This window comes from Amazonocrinis nigriterrae CENA67, from assembly GCF_016056305.1.
Lineage (GTDB): Bacteria > Cyanobacteriota > Cyanobacteriia > Cyanobacteriales > Nostocaceae > Amazonocrinis > Amazonocrinis nigriterrae.
Genome location: NZ_JAECZC010000102.1, coordinates 189021 through 205452, shown reverse-complemented (window position 1 = coordinate 205452; position 16432 = coordinate 189021). Strand labels below are relative to the sequence as shown.

The 16432-nt window shown below is 42.6% G+C and carries 21 protein-coding genes and 1 tRNA gene; 14 read left to right on the top strand and 8 right to left on the bottom strand.

Annotation, left to right across the window (positions count from 1 at the left end; translation table 11 throughout):
• The first annotated feature begins 108 nt into the window (after positions 1–108).
• Both I8748_RS32315 and I8748_RS35535 read left to right on the top strand, forming a co-directional pair.
• Positions 109–378 (top strand): hypothetical protein, encoded by a 270-nt coding sequence (locus I8748_RS32315; RefSeq protein ID WP_214662747.1) that lies wholly within the window; start codon positions 109–111, stop codon positions 376–378.
• A 181-nt stretch (positions 379–559) separates the two neighbouring features.
• Positions 560–958, top strand: coding sequence for a transposase (locus tag I8748_RS35535; protein ID WP_225896612.1), 399 nt, complete (start codon positions 560–562; stop codon positions 956–958).
• A 479-nt stretch (positions 959–1437) separates the two neighbouring features.
• Here I8748_RS35535 and I8748_RS32305 read toward each other — a convergent pair whose 3' ends face one another.
• Together I8748_RS32305 and murA are read right to left on the bottom strand one after the other, a co-directional pair.
• Positions 1438–2313, bottom strand: coding sequence for a M48 family metallopeptidase (locus tag I8748_RS32305; protein ID WP_198128551.1), 876 nt, complete (start codon positions 2311–2313; stop codon positions 1438–1440).
• Between the two features lie 131 nt (positions 2314–2444).
• Positions 2445–3821: a UDP-N-acetylglucosamine 1-carboxyvinyltransferase gene (murA, locus tag I8748_RS32300; protein ID WP_198128568.1), complete on the bottom strand. Its 1377-nt coding sequence runs from the start codon at positions 3819–3821 to the stop codon at positions 2445–2447.
• 397 nt (positions 3822–4218) lie between these two features.
• On the opposite strand from murA, the gene I8748_RS32295 reads away from it, so the two are divergent.
• Both I8748_RS32295 and I8748_RS32290 read left to right on the top strand, forming a co-directional pair.
• Positions 4219–4300: transfer RNA gene (locus I8748_RS32295), tRNA-Leu, on the top strand.
• Between the two features lie 68 nt (positions 4301–4368).
• Entirely contained in the window at positions 4369–5151 is a 783-nt protein-coding gene (locus tag I8748_RS32290; RefSeq protein WP_198128567.1) for a TrmH family RNA methyltransferase, read from the top strand.
• Positions 5152–5493: 342 nt separating this feature from the next.
• Here the strand turns inward: I8748_RS32290 and I8748_RS32285 are convergent, their stop codons facing one another.
• The gene (locus I8748_RS32285) at positions 5494–5727 is read right to left on the bottom strand and encodes a hypothetical protein (protein WP_198128550.1); all 234 of its coding nucleotides are present in this window, start codon (positions 5725–5727) and stop codon (positions 5494–5496) included.
• A 1495-nt stretch (positions 5728–7222) separates the two neighbouring features.
• Positions 7223–7366 carry a hypothetical protein gene (locus I8748_RS32280; protein WP_198128549.1) on the bottom strand — a complete coding sequence of 48 codons (144 nt, stop codon included), beginning with the start codon at positions 7364–7366 and terminating at the stop codon, positions 7223–7225.
• A 158-nt stretch (positions 7367–7524) separates the two neighbouring features.
• On the opposite strand from I8748_RS32280, the gene I8748_RS32275 reads away from it, so the two are divergent.
• Both I8748_RS32275 and I8748_RS32270 read left to right on the top strand, forming a co-directional pair.
• On the top strand, positions 7525–7863 hold the full coding sequence (locus I8748_RS32275) for a hypothetical protein (protein ID WP_198128548.1): 339 nt from the start codon (positions 7525–7527) through the stop codon (positions 7861–7863).
• Positions 7864–8837: 974 nt separating this feature from the next.
• Positions 8838–9653 carry a DUF1838 domain-containing protein gene (locus tag I8748_RS32270; RefSeq protein ID WP_198128547.1) on the top strand — a complete coding sequence of 272 codons (816 nt, stop codon included), beginning with the start codon at positions 8838–8840 and terminating at the stop codon, positions 9651–9653.
• 126 nt (positions 9654–9779) lie between these two features.
• On the opposite strand, the gene I8748_RS32265 is transcribed toward I8748_RS32270, so the two are convergent.
• Complete coding sequence (locus tag I8748_RS32265) at positions 9780–10148, bottom strand: pentapeptide repeat-containing protein (RefSeq protein WP_198128546.1); 369 nt, start codon at positions 10146–10148, stop codon at positions 9780–9782.
• Positions 10138–10452, bottom strand: a complete 315-nt coding sequence (locus tag I8748_RS32260; protein ID WP_198128545.1) for a hypothetical protein — start codon at positions 10450–10452, stop codon at positions 10138–10140. The genes I8748_RS32265 and I8748_RS32260 overlap by 11 nt, the downstream gene beginning before the upstream one ends.
• Before the next feature lie 588 nt (positions 10453–11040).
• Here I8748_RS32260 and I8748_RS32255 point away from each other — a divergent pair.
• Positions 11041–11295, top strand: a complete 255-nt coding sequence (locus tag I8748_RS32255) for a hypothetical protein (RefSeq protein WP_198128544.1) — start codon at positions 11041–11043, stop codon at positions 11293–11295.
• Between the two features lie 65 nt (positions 11296–11360).
• Here the strand turns inward: I8748_RS32255 and I8748_RS32250 are convergent, their stop codons facing one another.
• Positions 11361–11909 carry a hypothetical protein gene (locus I8748_RS32250; protein WP_198128543.1) on the bottom strand — a complete coding sequence of 183 codons (549 nt, stop codon included), beginning with the start codon at positions 11907–11909 and terminating at the stop codon, positions 11361–11363.
• A gap of 267 nt (positions 11910–12176) precedes the next feature.
• Here I8748_RS32250 and I8748_RS32245 point away from each other — a divergent pair, with 267 nt between their 5' ends.
• From I8748_RS32245 to I8748_RS32225, 6 genes are all read left to right on the top strand, one after another.
• Positions 12177–12335 (top strand): hypothetical protein, encoded by a 159-nt coding sequence (locus tag I8748_RS32245; RefSeq protein WP_198128542.1) that lies wholly within the window; start codon positions 12177–12179, stop codon positions 12333–12335.
• Between the two features lie 159 nt (positions 12336–12494).
• Positions 12495–12641: an AAA family ATPase gene (locus I8748_RS35530; RefSeq protein WP_225896611.1), complete on the top strand. Its 147-nt coding sequence runs from the start codon at positions 12495–12497 to the stop codon at positions 12639–12641.
• A gap of 31 nt (positions 12642–12672) precedes the next feature.
• Positions 12673–12909 carry a hypothetical protein gene (locus tag I8748_RS35525; RefSeq protein ID WP_225896610.1) on the top strand — a complete coding sequence of 79 codons (237 nt, stop codon included), beginning with the start codon at positions 12673–12675 and terminating at the stop codon, positions 12907–12909.
• Positions 12909–13424 carry a TniQ family protein gene (locus I8748_RS32235; protein ID WP_198128541.1) on the top strand — a complete coding sequence of 172 codons (516 nt, stop codon included), beginning with the start codon at positions 12909–12911 and terminating at the stop codon, positions 13422–13424. The genes I8748_RS35525 and I8748_RS32235 overlap by 1 nt, the downstream gene beginning before the upstream one ends.
• Positions 13364–14260 (top strand): hypothetical protein, encoded by an 897-nt coding sequence (locus I8748_RS32230; protein ID WP_214662846.1) that lies wholly within the window; start codon positions 13364–13366, stop codon positions 14258–14260. The genes I8748_RS32235 and I8748_RS32230 overlap by 61 nt, the downstream gene beginning before the upstream one ends.
• Before the next feature lie 78 nt (positions 14261–14338).
• On the top strand, positions 14339–15361 hold the full coding sequence (locus tag I8748_RS32225; RefSeq protein WP_198128539.1) for a hypothetical protein: 1023 nt from the start codon (positions 14339–14341) through the stop codon (positions 15359–15361).
• A 122-nt stretch (positions 15362–15483) separates the two neighbouring features.
• Here I8748_RS32225 and I8748_RS32220 read toward each other — a convergent pair whose 3' ends face one another.
• Positions 15484–15942: a MerR family transcriptional regulator gene (locus I8748_RS32220; RefSeq protein WP_198128538.1), complete on the bottom strand. Its 459-nt coding sequence runs from the start codon at positions 15940–15942 to the stop codon at positions 15484–15486.
• Positions 15943–16012: 70 nt separating this feature from the next.
• Between I8748_RS32220 and I8748_RS32215 the strand changes: the two genes are divergently transcribed.
• On the top strand, positions 16013–16303 hold the full coding sequence (locus I8748_RS32215; RefSeq protein WP_198128537.1) for a hypothetical protein: 291 nt from the start codon (positions 16013–16015) through the stop codon (positions 16301–16303).
• The last annotated feature ends 129 nt before the right edge of the window (positions 16304–16432 follow it).

Here is a 16432-nt window from a genome sequence, read left to right as displayed (position 1 = left end):
GAATAAGTCATAATACTAATTTTTAATTCACGCCTAATGTGAATTAGGAAAAAAGGCGGGAGAAGTAAGAAGATGAAAGTTAGCAGCTTTTCAACTCAGACTTCCCCCATGACTAGCATAGACTTGGGAACGGTAATTACAACAATCTTTGTAGTGGTCGATGATTGGTGTCAAAAGCAAGTAAAAAGCATAACACTATTAAAACCAGGGGTGAAAGCAAGTATGAGCGATAGTGAAATCATGACACTGGCTCTATTGATGGATTATCTGCCATTTCCTGGAGAAACCCAATTTCTTGGTTTCATCAGGGGAAATTACTTTGAATGGTTTCCTAATTTACTTGACCAAAGTCAATTTAATCGTCGGCTACGCAAATGAGATGGGATGTTAGAGAATTGACGCCGCAGTTGGGTGGAGGAATTGGTTGGAGAAAGTGAAAAATATTTTCTTCTCGACACCAAACCGTTACCAGTACTGGGACTCAAACGAGACAAGCGATGTAGTGATTTCGCTGGAAATGCTGCTCCTGGTCGGTGTGCTGCTAGGGAAATGAGCTATTTTGGGTACAACAAGCGTGATGCTGTCAACATGGAATGGAATTCCCATTGCTTATGACCTTGTGCCTGCTAATACGGATGAGAGAATTGCTGCTAATGGTGTTTTATCAACAGTACGACATAGCGATATTTACGCAGATAAGGGATTTATTTCTGCCGACTGGCAGGCAGCGAGCGAGCGATGTCTAGCGACAAGCCGCTACTCTTCTCCTTCGGAGACGCTAACGCGAACGAGAAGGCTTCGCCAACGCGTCTACGCCCACCGCACTGGCAATCGCATCTGGACAAACAAGCGCGATAACCAGCATCTTCAACATTCTGATGCTTTGAAGCGTTTTGAAAGTCGTGTCCGCCAACCCATAGAAGGTGTTTTTCACGAAATTCACCCATACTGGGCGTAATCCTGAACGCTTACTCAACAAAACTGTTGATGGTTTTTGTGTCCATATTGCTGCAAAAATTGCATCTCACACTCTACGTCTATTACTTCGTCCCCGTTTTGGCATTAATGTTCTCACTTTCCAGTCTCTACCTCTTTAATTCACATTAGGCGTAAGTAATAAAGATAGCGGTTATGAGTGAGGCACAATCTAATAATTTCATTGCCACCGAAGTATTAAGTCTCTTGGTTATATCTATATAATTATATTAAGCAACATTACGTTATATTACGAAAGAGGGTGTTGGGGATGGCTGAGTGGGTGTAGTGTTAATAGCCGTTCAATGTACGAGTAGCTTGTCAGAAATTCTTTCTTTTGAATTCCCCACACCCCACAACGCCAGTCCGCTCAAGTCGGGAGACCCTTCCTGTGCGGCTGGCTCCCCCACACCCCAAAGCCAGTAGTATCAAGGATTTAGCTTATCTTAGTGCCATTCGGCTTTACCAGTTGCGCCAGCCACCTTTGGGTGAGGCGTCACTAGTATCCTTCAATCCGTGACCTTGTAATAAAGATTGATATTCCGTGCTGCTTGCCCAACGGTCAATTTCTCGCGCCCGCAATACTGGAACTGGATGAGTTAATTCAGCTGTGCGGGCTGCTTTCACCATTTCACCCAGTTCAGTCTTGCTGATATCATCGTAAGCACGGGCTTGGGCGACAAAGGCATCGAGGTTAAGTTGTGGTGCTAAGATGGGTGAACCGCCAGCCAACTTCATCAATACCGACATCACAACTTTGGGATTTTGGGTGGCTAATAAAGCGGCGCGATCGCAGGTAAACTCAGCACAGCGTACCCATTCTAAAAGTTGTACTTGTATAGCTTGAGCAAGAATAGTTCCGATATTGGGTACTATTGCTGCTGCTAAGACTAATATATTCACAGGTGTCAAGTAAACACCATGATCGCATTTGAGATGTCCTAGTTCATGGGCAATCACTGCCTGTATTTCCTCTGGTGTGAGGATATCAATCAACGAGGTATGCAACACAACAAAAGGCTGTTTACCCCGCATAGCAAAGGTATAAGCATTAGGAACAGGATGCTGCCGGACATACAACTGGGGAGGCTCAATATCCAGAATTTTGCAGGCTTCTAACAATAGCTTGTGTAAATCAGGCAGTTGGTTTTCACCCACCAGAATGCTGGAGGCAATATTTTCCACATAAAAAACCTGCTCTACCATTGGCCCGAGCCAATTCCGCACCATCAAGTCTAAACCTGGTATTTGCTTGAGCGATTTGGTAGCTTCTAAGTCTAAGGGATGACGAAATGCGTCAGCTTTTAAACCAATTAGCGGCGTTTTGAAGAAAGACATGGTGTAGCAAACTGGAAAAACGAAATATCAACAGCCTCCCACAGTTAGTATAACGATAAGCAGGGGGGATGGGGGGATGAGGGAGAAATAATTCCCAATGCCCTATGCCCTATGCCCAATTCCCAATTCCCTTATGTTGCAATCGACGATGTAGAAGCACTGGTATTGGGTGCCAATTGTGTATCTGCTGGTGCGCCCACACGCAGGATTTTAGCTCCTAATTGCTGTAACTTCATATCCAGGCGATCGTAACCCCGATCAAGGTGGTGCAATCCCTGAATTGTGGTTTTTCCTTGGGCTGCTAGTCCTGCTAAAACTAGGGCTGCTGATGCCCGTAAGTCTGTACCTAATACAGGTGCGCCAGATAATAAGGGTACTCCCCTGACAAAGGCGGTGTTACCTTTAACGCGAATGTCTGCCCCTAAGCGATTCAACTCGGAAGCATGACGTAAGCGATTTTCAAACACAGATTCATTAATCAAGCTGTCACCTTCGGCTAAAGTCAGCAAAGCCATGAACGGCGCTTGCATGTCTGTGGGAAAGCCTGGATGCGGTAAGGTTTCAATGTCTGTTGCTCTGAGAGTTGAGGCTGGGAGAACGCGTAAAGTATCAGACCCTTCCTCAATGATTGTGACTCCAATTTCCCGCAACTTGGCAATCACTGGGATTAAATGGTCTGGTTGGACTGGCGATAAAGTCAGTTCTGAACGGGTGATGGCTCCAGCTACTAAAAATGTACCTGCTTCAATGCGATCGGGAATAATGCTGTAGTCAACAGAATGTAACTGGGAAACACCAACAATCGTAATTGTACTAGTGCCTGCACCTTGAATTTTGGCTCCCATAGCGTTACAGAAATTTGCCAGATCGACTACTTCCGGCTCTCGTGCAGCATTTTCGATGATGGTTTCGCCATCGGCTAGGGTAGCAGCCATCATTAATGTTTCTGTTGCTCCCACACTGGCGATATCAAGGTAAATTTTAGCACCTTTTAATCTTTTACTACTACCTGGGACATAGGCATTACAGATGCCATGTTCAATCTGCACTTCTGCTCCCATAGCTTGCAGTCCTCGGACATGCAAATCAACCGGTCTGGCTCCAATGGCACAACCACCTGGTAAGGGCATTTGTGCCACACCTAGCCTTGCCAAAATTGAGCCAATGGCAAAAAAACTTGCCCGTAGTTGGGTAACTAGTTCGTAGGGAGCTTTTGATGTGGTAATTTCCCTGGCATTAATGTCTAAAATATCGCCTTGTCGTGTGAGGCGAACACCCAAAGCTGATAAAACCTGACCCATTCTGTCTACATCCGCTAATAAAGGAACATTGCGGATACGACAATCTCCCGAACACAGCAAGGCTCCAGCCATAATCACCAGTGCTGAATTTTTTGCCCCGCTGATTTTCACATGACCTTGCAAAGGATGCCCACCCCATATTTGCAAGACTGAGGAGTCTGCTTCAGGAGTCAGTTTGGCATCTGGTAAGCTGCTAGAAGGATTAATAAGGCTACCTCCAAAAAGAATACATATTTGATCGGTTAAAGTTGGTTTTGATTCTACATTAAAGAATTGGTTTGTCTACAATTTTGACGCTACATTTGGCATCCAGAAAAAATTTTTTTGTGGCAATTTAATAATGAAAGCAAGCAGCAGTAAGTGTTATGGACATTTGACAATTTCAGTGAAGAACTTTTGATTATACGCCATGACAGCAGTAAATACTCAGTAAAAGTACGATTATCTGCCTGCCATATTTAATAATTGGGTTAAGGGAAACTCAACCACTACTAATAATTCCCAATTTTTTATCCATAATCTCTATCGACACTCTTGGCTATGGCACTTGACAAACACCGAGAATTACGCAATAATAAGAAATTGTCGATAAACATTGATGCCAGCGGAACTGGCGGAATTGGCAGACGCGCTAGATTCAGGTTCTAGTGCCGCAAGGCTTCCGGGTTCAAGTCCCGGGTTCCGCATATAAATTTTGGATTTTAGATTTCCGATTTGGGATGATTCTAAAATCCGAAATCTCAAATCTAAAACCGTGTTGACTAGTTTACAAAATCCTTTAATCAAGCAAATCCGTAAATTGCACTCTACCAAGGAGCGGCATAAAGAACAGCTGTTTTTACTGGAGGGGACGCACCTGTTAGAGGAAGCTTGTGCAGTGAATTATCCCCTAGTGGCAGTGTGTTGTACTCCCCAATGGCAAGCTGCTCATGTTTCACTGTGGGAAAAAGCTTGTAGTCGCTGCCAACGGGCAGAAATTGTGAGTGAAGAAGTTTTGAGTGCGATGGCCACAACAGTACAACCAGACGGTGTAGTGGCAACAGCAAAACGCAGCGATCGCTCTTCTCAAGTGCCGTTTAATGGTATAGTACTGGCCTTGGAAACTGTGCAAGATCCAGGAAACCTAGGTACAATCATTCGTACTGCTGCTGCTGCTGGTGCATCCGGTTTATGGTTGAGTGAAGATAGTGTAGATTTAGATAATCCCAAAGTCCTACGCGCTTCTGCTGGGCAATGGTTCCGCCTGACAATGGCAGTTAGTGAAGATTTAAAAGCCACAGTACAACTTTGTCAGCAGCAAAGAATGCAGGTAGTAGCAACCTTACCCACTGCAAGTTTAACTTACTGGGAAATAGATTGGCGAAAACCCAGTTTGATTTTATTAGGCAATGAAGGTGCTGGTTTATCGGCAGATTTAGCCACAATGGCAGATCAGCAAGTGAAAATTCCCCTAAGTCCGGGAGTAGAATCTTTAAACGTGGCGATCGCAGCTGCTTTAATGTTGTATGAAGCACAGCGGCAAAAGGTCAAAAGTTAAGAGTTGGGAGTTGGAAGTTGGGAGTTAGGAGTTAACACTCAGCAACGCCACTTAAGTCAGTTGGTGGAAATAAACCAAACTATGTTACGAAGACAGTCTGACGCCACTTGCAAAGACACGGGGGGAACCAGCAAGGGCGCAGTGGCCCCTACTGTCGGGAAACCCTGACTGTGCGGCTGGCTCCTTTGTTGTAGCGTCTAGCGTCCAGCCTAGCCGACTTAGGCGAACTAGCGTTGAGCGTAGGTTTGCGACCATCAGAACTTTGTAACAGAGGACTTTTGACAAATAACAAATGACAGCCCTAGCCAGTTATCTTTAATTGCACCGCCCTACTCAGTGCTTTTATTTTGCTCTTTCTTCCAAATATTTTTCAATATCAGCAACTGCATCTTCAAAAGCCTCTAAATCAATAGCTGAAAAATCTTGATCGAGTTCGACTTCATTGGTACTAGTACGTAATTTTGGTGTATCTTCATCCTCTGTCGAACTTTCTTGTAGGATATCCTTCAATTGGTCGAGAGATTCTTGAAACTCCTCATCAGCGGCACGGCGCTGTGGTTGCTGACTTTGCTCCATAATGTTGACTAGAAAATCCTGATTTAGTGGCGTAATCTTGCTTGCAGTTCTTGCAGCTGGAAATTGTGCATATATCACATTGTAGTTGCAGCTATGTGGGGTTAACTGGTTCTACTGTATCAAATTTACACAGTAAAAAGCTTAACGACAAAGTAGTATACAAATCTCAAAATTTTCCTCAGTGCTGAAATTAAGGAAGAACGCAAGTCCAACGCCACTTGCAAAGGCTCGGGGGTAACCCCCACAACGCAGTGGCTCCTCAATTCGGGAAACCCGATGAAGTGCGGCTGGCTCTCCTACACTTTAGACCGTTTTATATTATGTCCGGTTGATTAGAAGTCAATTGCGTTGGCGGAACGCCTTCCCGCAGGGTACGAAGCGCTCTTCATAGTGAAGCAATCGCAAAGTCCTTAAGATTGCTTCGCTATCCTAGCCTTCGGCAACCCCTTCGGGGAACGGGAAACCGCTAGCCTGCGGCAACGCTTCGCGAACACGTCTACACTAGGACTTACGCACACTCTACGAACTCTTGGCGTTCTTGGCGTCTTGGTGAGTCCAGCCCCCGTCTTGGCGGTTTCCGTCACGATGGGGGACTAGCGATCTCAACAGCGAAGCGCGAGAAGCGCGAGCGTCACCCGTTCGCTCTCCTGCGTTCCCGAAGGGTAGGGCGGTTCGATAAATTAAGCTTAGGAGCAATTTTTGCGTAACTCCTGTACACTTAATTACGCTCACCACAAACATCTCCTAAATAATTTTGCGGTCATGATATCACCTGAAGATTGATACAGATAACAAGCTTTCTTGAGCAGGGGACGCAGGGGGAGCAAGAAAAATGATTTGTGTCAATAATTTCGTGAAATGCTATTAGTTTTGGTCACAACTCCTGTTCTTCTTCATAGAACCAAGTTTCTAACAAAAGTGTTAAGCCAATCAGCCAGAGAAAGCAAAAAATCGAAAACCAGAATATTCCTATCATTGCTATTACCTCCAACAAAGCTTATTATTCACATCGCTCTATAAAGCTAGTATTTCCCAGAGAATCTTTTTAGTTTTCTATTAGGTGCGACAAAGAATAATTATTCACATTTCTTAATAAAGATTCTCTCTGCAAAGGGTAAGAAAATACCTCAAATAAGACCAAATAGCAGTTTGAGATGAACGATAAAACGGTGATTTTTTATTATTTTAGACAATCAAATAAATTATCACTCATAATATCCAGAATAACTACTAGAATTAATAAAAATAAATCATACTACCTAAGCAGGGGCAAGCCAATGTTCCTGATGATAAATCTATTATGTTGATATCAATAGGCAGATCTTGAGCCGGGGAGAAAGAATTTGTATCAGTAATTGAGTGGAATGGTATAACATTCCTCATCTACCTGATTCTCTGCGCTACCTTTGAATACAATTCGGTATAAATATAGCCGTAGCCACATAGGTTAGGACAGTGTTGATTCCTCAAAGCCAATAAGCAACTGGGTTTCTACTCAGCAACGCCACATACAAAGGCTGTCGGCAAAGCGCGATCGCGCAGTGGCTCCTCCCTGCGGGTTCGCCGTTAGGCGTTCTCGTACCCCTAAGGGGAAGCAAGCTACGCGGTCTTCGTCTTTGAAGTAAAAGAGTAGCTGCACCAAGCGTCTACAGGACTCAGCACGAGCGCACTTTGCTATATAACTTGTTTGAGTCTGAACTGCTCACAAGAGCGACTCTGCGCTAGACTAGAGACATTGGGATAAAAATCTCTGGCAGTAAGTTCAATGGACTATTAATTTTCACCACTCCAGCGAAAATGTCTCAAGAGCATAACGAACAACTCCAAATTGAGCAGCTAGCTAGTTTGAAACCGAAACACTTCGCTGATTTAATCAGAGCTGCACAGTTAATTTTTGATCCGGCTGCGGGACTCTCAGGAAGACATGTAGAAGTTGACTGGCAAGAGTTCGGTATTCCTCGTGACGTGGAACAAAATCTGAAATCACTTGGTCAGCAATATCGATATGCATCTCCTCATGTTCCTGGTGATCTTATTTGGGGTCAATTGACTCCTGAAGCTCGTATCTGGTTTCTCAATCATAAAGATGAATTGTGGCAGTTTGAGGAGATTTTTCCGGCGTTGGACGAAGACTAAGCTTTCTGAGCTATTTGCTAATTCAAAAACTTGCTAGGGTTCAATTACTCCTTTCCCACCTCAAGATTACCGTTTAGACAGCAGGGGAGATGGGGAACTCGGGGCCCCCACGACCGAAGGGGAGCAGGGGAGAAAAATTTGCATTGTTAATCTAACAGCGGGAAGGGAGTAAAAATAGACAAAACGCAAGCGCCTTACCCAAATATACTCAGTATAATTACTGTTTTAAAAAAATTGCGCTGGTTTTTTATACAAATTAACCTGGTTTGAGCACTGTCAAACCAAGAGCGCCGCTTTCGTCCCTTGCGTTTTGTCCGGGTTTTCGCAAGGGGTGTACTCAATTTACTTGCAATCTGCGGAATCTCTGTACCTATAAAAGTAATACTTTTTACAAAAATTTACTATTAGATAAAACAGTCAAGCAGACAGTTAAATAATAAAATTTGAAGACAGTTAAGACAGTAAAAAAATTCATAAAATTAAAGGATTAATTTTTTTCTGTTTGAAATCAGGACTTAGCAATTGACAAAAGTTATGAAGTATGGTATAAAGATTTCCAAGCATATAGTTTGATTTTTCCATGCTTTTGCGATCGCCTAAAAAGCAGCACGATCTGTTGTAGGGTGACAAAAAAACACTTTGGATTAGGATGTATGCAGCGTTCGCAGCAATGGCAAATTAGATAAAGATAAGCTCAAGCTGTTCAAAGAACAGTTGAAATATTGCTGAGGATAGTTTTAACAGACAACACAAAATTGAGACTATAGCAATCGAAGCAAAGGTTAGGACAGTGCTGATTGCTCAAAGCCAATCAACAACTGGGTTTATACTCAGCAACGCCACATGTGCGTGTCTGTCTGGCGACCGAACGCATTGGTTCCTCAGCACTTTGCTATATACATTGAACTCCTAATCTGAGTGCCATGTGATTTAGAACGTATTCTTGTTTATTGAAATACTTAAGGATGCTGTAGATGGTTGCCCAATTCAAAGAATTAGATGCTCAGCAATGGGTGAAAACTCGTTCTTCCCTTGATCCTAGCCAATCCACATTCGTGATCTGGACAGGTAAAATTCACAGCTTTATTCCCCAGGAGGAGAGAAAACTTTTGTTCAAGATGCTGGGGTTGAGCATCAGTAGGTGTATTCCCATAGCAGAAGGTAGTTGGTATTTTACTTCTAGGGAACTGACTTACTACCTCAATCCTCAAACAAGTGAGATTCTGCGAAAATGGGAAAATCCTTGGACAGGGGAAATATTACCAGTAATACACGTTGCCAATAATCCTGTGCAGGGTCAGTTTAAAGGCAAATTTCCCGCGCAAGTAGAGGGAGACACTACAACTTTCGTTTTTGATATTTTTCCTACATATCCTAATCCACTGGCAGAAGATCCGCAGTTTGCCGAATACAGTCCCCAAGCAACTTATCAGGCAGCGGAATTGTTTAAACTAGCAGTGCCAACCGCAGATTTATTGAACTCAGAACTGCCTTCAGTTTCTCAACTCCGACTGAGTTGGGATCGCATTGGTCAGTGGCTTCCCTGGATGAAAATGGGCGATCGCCCCGGTAACCTTATTTATAGTGCCGCCGGAAGTAAAGTAGATAGTTTCACAGAATTGCCTCAGTTGTTACAAGATGAAATCAATAATCGCATTCCTTTGTATAAACAAGCTCCAAAAACTTATCTAGATGGGGAAGATATGACCTCTTGGTTGTACTTCCAAAAGCACTTTCAGGCTTACTTGGCTGGGGAAATCTTTCCTCTTCCGGAAGCAGAGGAAGTGTAAGTTAGCAGGGGAGCTTTCGGAGCTTTCGGAGCTTTCGGAGCTTTCGGAGCTTTCGGAGATGGGGAGCAGGGGAGAAAATTACAACTGACCACTGACAACTGACCACTGACCACTGACAACTGACAATTAAAATTTCCGCATATTTTTGCTGATGGGGTCAAAACCTTTAGAAAAGCGGGTGCTTTCATCATAATAAGCACCAGTTAGATCGGCTCCATACAATTTAGCATTGTTGAGTTTGGCTCCCCGGAGATTTGCTTCATTTAGTTTCACACCACTCAAATTCGCTCTGGTTAAATTCGCTTTGGCTAAGTTAGCTCTACTCAAGTCCGCTCCCCAGAGTTTAGCTCTCGCCAGGTTTGCACCGCTCAAGTCTGCTCCCCATAAATTGATTCCAGGCAAGTAGGCTCCAATCAGCCTGACCCTACTTAAGTTCGCTGCTGGAAAATATTTTTCCCCTGCCGCATAAAGTTTTTTCAGTTGTTCAACATCCATGCGTTGTGTTGACCTTCTTCAGCAATAGAGAAGTAATCTGTTCCCATTCCTGGTTTAGCGTTCCTATAAACTCTGGTTGCTGGCTGCGTCGATACCAGTAACGAGCATTGCTCAAATCGCCTTCTTTGCGGTGTAAGTAGGCATGAACCCAGGCGCTATCCATATCGCTGGCATCTTGAACTATTTCATGCGCTTTGCCCCAATCACCTTGTTTGTCATACCACAAGGCTTGCAGTGCTTTTGGTAGCGTCTGGGGACATGAGTGCTGTTTTTCAATAAATCGTTGAAATTCTTCTGTATTCATGATCGCCACTCAACAAGTGTAAACCTCTAATTCCAAGATACTCTCTGGCCTGCTTGTTAGTGATGTCATTGTTTCAGGTATTGGTACTAGTGAAGCGATCGCAGTAATACCGAATGAGTACAGTCATCAGGAGCCAGTGCGTTGGTGAGACAGTTGCTCTGTCAACAGCGGGTGTGGGAGCGTGTTCTTTCCCTACACCCCACACCCCACACCCACTTTTTCAGTCATCAGTAGGGGCGGGTTAATAAATATTGTTTTTGAGCAAGCGAGGATATTTGTGAACCTGCTCCTACTTCATTGAGAATAATTTATTTATTGCTAAATCACTTGTATTCCTACTCACATTTCTATTTAATACTGATACCTTCATTAAGGAAGAGTAGTTGATAAAATAATACCTTCGTTAGCTAGAAGTAAGAGGAATTATATCTTTTGTAGGATAACGTTACAAATCTGATAGTTTTGCCACATAAAACTTACTGCTAGACAACTAAAGAAAATTCTCTCGGTAACAATCATTATCTGTTCACTTTTTTTAGAAAAACACAACTCTAGAACCTCTACAAATTTGTATTTGGAGGCTATGACATGAGTAACACAATAAATGGCGATCGCAACACTGAAAGTACTGGAACCAGTAACGACCTCTACGACCTGATCAGCGTCCTCTACCACGCTTTGGAAGGAGCTGCAACTTATGAGATTTACTACCAAGATGCAGAAGAACAGGGAGATATCGAACTAAGCGAGTTTTTCCACGAGATTCAACAGCAAGAATGCCAAAGGGCAGAACGGGCCAAGGAACTGCTGGGACATCGTTTGGCTTTAACCGTCCGTAGTTAAGGTGTAAAAGAAAATTTCTCCCAAAATTGATTGAGAGAAATTTTTCAATTGAAGAAATTAACTTCTTATTGCTTCTTGAGAGAAATAACTTCAAACTCGAAATTAGCAATCAGACGCTTATCAATGTAAACCTGTATCCTATGTTTACCACCTGGATCGCCAGGAGCGATCGTCCAAAAGTTCTCGATTACACCATCAGAAGTTGATTCTGTACGCTTAGTTACAGCTTCCAGACCGTCTGGTGACAGGGAAAAGTTTTCACCATCATCTGTAGCCCAGGTTTGGGGGGTTTTTGGCAATCGTAGAACTTCTCGCCATGTTACCTTACCTTTGTAGTCTTTGAGTTGAATACGCCATCCGTATTTGCCACCCTGGTTTAGTAGCACTCTGGTAGTAGGAGTAAACTTACCTTCGCCATTGGAGTCAATTCTCAGCACCCCAAACTCAGCTTTACTGACAGTAATTGGTTTAGTATTGCTTGCCTGAGAGATTGACCCAGAAGATACCGTACCATTATCTGGTAAAGCCAAAGTAGCGTTGATTGGCTCAGAAGCTATAGCTTTAGATATCAACCAGGAAGAAGTAAGTACAACGATCGCAGCCCAAATTCTCATTAGCAAAATCGTTTGGTCGGTTACTGGAACTTATTCAACTATTTTGACTTACCTTCCGGGTTGAAGGATGAAGGGGCGCAGTCTTGTGCCAAGGTGTCAACTTAAGAAGATATAGCAGTCGAAGCATAGTTTAGGACAGTACTGATTGCTCAGAGCAATGAAATAACTGGCTTTCTACTCAGCACTTCGGACTGGCGTTGTGGGGTGTGGGGTGTGAAGAAGAGATAACCCCAACAACCGCGATCGTCCGTTTACAGCCAGAGGGTTTTGTCACATTGGGCTGTAGGACGCGCTACGCGATCATCACAAGCCCTGTTCTTTTTGAAGCAAGCGATCGCACAACATATGCTCAAAGAAAGGCTCCAACAAGCAGCAGTCAAATTGGGTAAATCTGTGCGAACGGTGCAGCGACTGATTGATAAATGAGAGCAAGAAGGGTTAGTAGGACTTACTCAAACTCAACGTGCAGACAAAGGAAAACACCGAGTTAACGAGAATTGGCAAGAATTTATAGCAGGAGGCAGAAGGCAGCTATGTTGGAGGTAGGAGGTAAAAGTTCGGGTTCTCAAGGGTTGCAGCGTAGAGATGCTGATTGTTGATGAGGCTGACCGTTTGAAGCCGAAAACCTTTGCAGAGGTGCGCGATATTTTTGACAAGTTAGAAATTGCCGTGATTTTGGTGGGAACAGACCGCCTGGATGCTGTAATTAAGCGTTCCGGAGCAGGTTTATAACCGTTTTCGGGCTTGTCATCGCTTTGGCAAGATGTCAGGAGAAGATTTTAAGCGGACTGTGGATATCTGGGAAAAGAAAGTTTTGCAAATGTCGGTGGCTTCTAATCTCTCCAGCAAGAAAATGTTGAAGACTTTGGGCGAAGCAACGCTTGGTTATATTGGGCTGCTGGATATGATTCTCAGAGAAGCAGCAATTAGAGCATTGAAGAAAGGATTACAAAAAATTGACCTGGAAACTTTGAAGGAAGTAACTGGGGAGTATAGGTAATGAAAGCCGAAGATATCCAACCCTGGCTGTTTCGAGTAGAACCATATCAGGGCGAAAGTTTGAGTCATTTTTTGGGACGTTTTCGACGAGCCAATGAATTAACGCCTACTGGGTTAAGTAAAGCAGCAGGAATTGGGGGTGCTGTTGCACGTTGGGAAAAGTTTCGGTTTAATCCGCCTCCCTCACGTCAGCAGTTGGAAGCGTTGGCTCTTGTGGTGGGAGTTGAGGCCGATAGGTTAGAGCAGATGTTACCACCTGTTGGGGAGGGAATGAAGATGGAGCCGATTAGGTTATGTGCTGCTTGTTATGCCGAATCGCCTTGTCACAAAATTGAGTGGCAATTGAAGGTAACGCAGGGATGTAAGCTTCATCAGTTAAGGTTATTGTCGGAGTGTCCTAATTGTGGAGCGAGGTTTAAGGTTCCGGCTTTGTGGGTTGATGGATGGTGTCAGAGGTGTTTTCTGGCGTTTGGGGAAATGGTAAAGTGGCAAAATCCCCATTTAACAGTTGTTTAATTACCATAAAAGAGCTTCTTCGAGAATATTTTGCTGCAAAGCATCTCTATGTTACAGCTCCACTGTCTCCACCAGGGAACGAAAAGCCAGGAACTAAACCTGATAGATTTGATGCAATTTCTCGTGATTTTTACTGGTTAAATGTTACAAGGTTTTATGCAGGATGCTATAGCAAAGGAGAGCTTGCAGATTTAATTGATCGCCTTGAAGAACTTATTGCAGAAGATGGATATTCCCTTATCAGCTATCCAAGACTCTTGGCAGCTATGTTGCTGTCTGACTGGGTTTTTACTCAACAATCTAAGTCTGTCCGTAGAGTTATAGAATTAATATTAGACGGCATTGGATTACGCTATTTATTGACCTCTAATAGTCGCAGACTTGGCTCTGGTAATCCGCTGGTACTTCCGAAAGATTGTGGTCAAGATGAACTTATTACTCGCTGCGTTGCAATTTTAGGAAATGCTCCTCCTAAAGACTATGCTTTGGATGTTATTGATTTAGTTAAGGCAAATACTTCTCCGGACGATATTGATAAATTATGGCTTGGAGCTGTTCTTGCTCAAAAAAATGGCGAACGCACACGTTGGCTTGAATATGGATTTTATTTTAGTAGCTTATCAAGGCTCTCAGTCAGCGAACTAAGTACAGTTCTCTCAGATGAAATTAACAACCAACTACGCATTGAAATTCTTTTTAAGGCACGGCGATATGATTATTTTGAAATCACAGAAGAGCGTTTTAATATCGCCTTACAATCTATTTTGAGTGGAGATTTTACTACTGATGTTCAACCGCGCCCGAAATCTATTTTAGAACTTTTGAGTTATGCCTGAGATGCAAAGCGATATGCTATAGCTTTTAGTGTTTACTATTATCCATTATCTTTGTCCCAAATATGGCAACGAGAGAAGATGATTTATGCCAGTACTAAAATAGTACGTATTCCTTCTCTCAATCGACAGAAAATCCAAATTCCAGCTAACTTTTCTGGATTAAATAATTTATATAAAATATTAGATACTGTAGAAAAAGAATCAAATTATAGTGTAGGCCAATGGGCAACAGAAATAACTCCTTGGGATAATTTAGTTGAGCATGGACGCTCAGTATTTGGTGAGCATTGGGTGTTTTTTCATATTGCTAATATTGCCAGTGGAATTAAATCTAAAAGTGAAACTTGTAAAGGTTTCTCTGAGCTTTTTGATCGCTCTGTATCTCTTTGTAGACGAGCGCGTTACGCAAGATTGAGATCTGGTACAGCATCTTACTGGCAAAAGCTATTTCAGCAAGCAGATGATCTGATCGATAAGATGTTTGCTATCTTACTTATAACAACTTGGGGTAGCAAGAAAACATTAGAGCAATTTGCTAGTTCAATAGATAATTATCTTAAAAATTTGTCTCTTGAGGATTGGCAACGTTTGTATAAATCTGTAGAGGAGTCTGTGTCTATTACACAGCAATCAAACACCCGTGTGATTATATTTAATGTTAAGCTACTCCCAGAAATTTTAGATCCGAGAACAGTAACTTTGCTTAGTATTCGTTCAAATCATCCTAAAGATTTATATTCAAGGTATATAAATGATATAAATGAGTACGATGAAACTGATCTTTATGTGTTGCAGCATTGGCAAGATGTGGCAATTGAACTCCTTGGTGAAGCACAAATTAGCTGGCAATCAGCTTTAAATATCATATCAAAGAGCTATATGAAAGGTGTCGTGTCTGAACGTTACGCCTATCAAAAATTTATTCGTATAGTATCGACAGATTCTCTACCTGATGATATTGCAAATAAAATTGCCAGACAACCAGAGCATTATCCAGGATTTTTAGTTGCTGCTGCTGAGGCTAAATGTAGAAATATAGTTGCATCAAAAATTGTTAAGGTTGGAGAAATTGCACGCAGAGATAAGTGGTTCTCAACTTAGCTAGTTGATTTATGGTAATATATGTTATTAGTAATTGCTTATAAAAGTTTTTTCATTTTTGTTTCAATTATTCCAAGTATATAAAAAATACAGACTGACTTGATCTTTTCAAAAAAACTAGATTAACTATAGACTGTCAACCTGTTTGCTACTACCTTATAAATCTCATCCAACCACACGGGAATCACTGGTTTACCTTCAACTACGGAAGCGATCGCTTTGTCTCGGTCAAACTCCACAAGGGAAAGCATCAACCCTGTTCCTCCCTTGGTAGCTTTTTCTCCTACTGCTCCCAACAGCATAAAACGCTTTCCCTGACCAGATTTAAACAACTCCGGCTCCTTGTCTTTCAGGGTTTTGACCGTTTCACCAGCCAAATCAAAACTCAACCCCGCAGACAAAAAATATACCATCACAGCCAATTCCACCAAATTGGCTTTTGAGTAATAAATACTACGTCCAGTTCCCGTTTCACTGATAACAGGAACAATTACACCCTTCTCTCGCCAGTACTGTAGCTGACGCAGGGTACAGCCTGTGATTTCAGCCGCTTGTTTGCTCGTAAAAAATGTCTCTTGCATGAAATAATTTTACACACGGCTCTTTATAAAACATGCATGTTATTATTCAACATATATGTTTTAAAATGCCATGAGCCAAATCACGATTCAGTGTCGTTTGGTGAAGAGTGCATCTACCCGCCAATACTTATGGAAGTTAATGGCAGAGCAAAACACGCCTCTGATTAACGAGTTACTGGAACAATTGGGACATCACCCAGACCTTGAAAATTGGCGACAAAAAGCTAAGATTCCTGCTGATATCGTCAAGCAACTATGTCTGACACTCAAAACTGACTCGCGCTACAGTGGTCAACCTTCTCGGTTTTATGCCGCAGTTGCATTGGTAAATTACACATTAAGAGGCGACACCCAGATTTGAACTGGGGAATGGAGGTTTTGCAGACCTTAAAAAAGAACGTATTTATAAAGGTTATCAGCATATTAATGAATTTTTACCCCAGTTTTACCCCAGAATAGTATTTAGTGAATAAATCTATGGAAGTGCCAG

Coding starts and splice junctions, on each gene's coding strand:
- I8748_RS32250 (WP_198128543.1), bottom strand. CDS start 11,909: ATGAGAATTTGGGCTGCGATCGTTGTACTTACTTCTTCCTGGTTGATA.
- I8748_RS32220 (WP_198128538.1), bottom strand. CDS start 15,942: ATGCAAGAGACATTTTTTACGAGCAAACAAGCGGCTGAAATCACAGGC.
- I8748_RS32275 (WP_198128548.1), top strand. CDS start 7,525: ATGTCTCAAGAGCATAACGAACAACTCCAAATTGAGCAGCTAGCTAGT.
- I8748_RS32235 (WP_198128541.1), top strand. CDS start 12,909: ATGAAAGCCGAAGATATCCAACCCTGGCTGTTTCGAGTAGAACCATAT.
- I8748_RS32260 (WP_198128545.1), bottom strand. CDS start 10,452: ATGAATACAGAAGAATTTCAACGATTTATTGAAAAACAGCACTCATGT.
- I8748_RS32255 (WP_198128544.1), top strand. CDS start 11,041: ATGAGTAACACAATAAATGGCGATCGCAACACTGAAAGTACTGGAACC.
- I8748_RS32305 (WP_198128551.1), bottom strand. CDS start 2,313: ATGTCTTTCTTCAAAACGCCGCTAATTGGTTTAAAAGCTGACGCATTT.
- I8748_RS32215 (WP_198128537.1), top strand. CDS start 16,013: ATGAGCCAAATCACGATTCAGTGTCGTTTGGTGAAGAGTGCATCTACC.
- I8748_RS35530 (WP_225896611.1), top strand. CDS start 12,495: ATGCTGATTGTTGATGAGGCTGACCGTTTGAAGCCGAAAACCTTTGCA.
- I8748_RS35525 (WP_225896610.1), top strand. CDS start 12,673: ATGTCAGGAGAAGATTTTAAGCGGACTGTGGATATCTGGGAAAAGAAA.
- I8748_RS32315 (WP_214662747.1), top strand. CDS start 109: ATGACTAGCATAGACTTGGGAACGGTAATTACAACAATCTTTGTAGTG.
- I8748_RS32270 (WP_198128547.1), top strand. CDS start 8,838: ATGGTTGCCCAATTCAAAGAATTAGATGCTCAGCAATGGGTGAAAACT.
- I8748_RS32225 (WP_198128539.1), top strand. CDS start 14,339: ATGATTTATGCCAGTACTAAAATAGTACGTATTCCTTCTCTCAATCGA.
- I8748_RS32285 (WP_198128550.1), bottom strand. CDS start 5,727: ATGGAGCAAAGTCAGCAACCACAGCGCCGTGCCGCTGATGAGGAGTTT.
- I8748_RS32265 (WP_198128546.1), bottom strand. CDS start 10,148: ATGGATGTTGAACAACTGAAAAAACTTTATGCGGCAGGGGAAAAATAT.